This window comes from Streptococcus sp. GMD4S (assembly GCF_000296955.1).
Genome location: NZ_AJRE01000012.1, coordinates 1 through 1123 on the forward strand (window position 1 = coordinate 1; position 1123 = coordinate 1123).

Here is a 1123-nt window from a genome sequence, read left to right on the forward strand (position 1 = left end):
GTGGGTAGAAGCTAAACGTAGACAGTCTCCTTTTTCTCGATAGTCTGTTGCTGGATTGTCTTCAAAATCTAATTCAAGATTTTCATATACATGACTCCCAAATTTATTGATAATCCCTTCTTTCAACTGAACATTATTCCATCTATTATCATGCATCCACTTATTCAATTTCAAGTGAATAGTTGGGTCTGTTTTAAATGGGCGAGTATTCCCAAAATAAGAAATATCTACTGTCTTCCCATCTTTAGTATCAAACCACATCCTTTTCGCTAGTTCCATGTAATCAAATGGAATTTCTTTGATGTAATCACCTTTGATGTAAATTCTCACTCGTCTTCCTCGTCGTCATACACACGTTCACCATGGATTTTGATGTATTCTTCACGAAGACGTTCTTCTTCATCCCACAAAGGTTCCTCTACAGGTTTCAAACTTTTCAGTTCCTCCACGCTGATATCGGTTGCTTTATCTTAACTTAGTGATAAGACATCCTTGTGCAACTCCTTAAAAGTCTCTACATCCATCCAGGTCTCCTTGTCATCCTCGCTAATCCGACCATCAATTGCAGAAGCTACCTCGACTGCCATGATATACATAGCTCGTTTATCAACTGTTAACACATCTGTATGAGAGGTTGCGATACGTAGATAATCCCCACGTTCTCTCCACTCTGTAATGAAAGTTTTTTCAAATTCCAATGTTATACTCTCATATTCCAAAGACAACCAAGGATTGCTCGGAATTATAAAAGAAGCTTTATCCCATCTTTCATCAACAGAAGCCCATTTGTGTAACCGAACACCAAAGTAAAAATCATCCTGTAGCATGGCATCATCACCAACATTGGAGAAACTTATTTTCTTGCCTTTCCGTTCCTTAAACCACATCTTCCAAACAAGCTCTCTAGTTGTGAAGTCTATTTTTTTCGTAAAATCACTTTTGATGTATAGTCTCACTCATCTTCCTCATCTTCATAAACTCGTTCACCATGGATTTGGATGTACTCCTCACGCTTCTTATCCAATTCTTCCCAGATGGGATCGTCAATAGCATCAATCGTTTGAATTTCTTCCAAACTCATCTCATTTGCTTCATCAAAGGTTAAAGATAAGATATCTTGGTG

2 pseudogenes are annotated in these 1123 nt (G+C 37.8%); both read right to left on the reverse strand.

Annotation, left to right across the window (positions count from 1 at the left end):
- A pseudogene (locus GMD4S_RS00140) lies at positions 1-330 on the reverse strand (hypothetical protein); the annotation flags it as partial.
- Positions 327-956: pseudogene (locus tag GMD4S_RS00145) on the reverse strand (hypothetical protein). The pseudogenes GMD4S_RS00140 and GMD4S_RS00145, both read right to left, overlap by 4 nt.
- Positions 957-1123 lie beyond the last annotated feature (167 nt).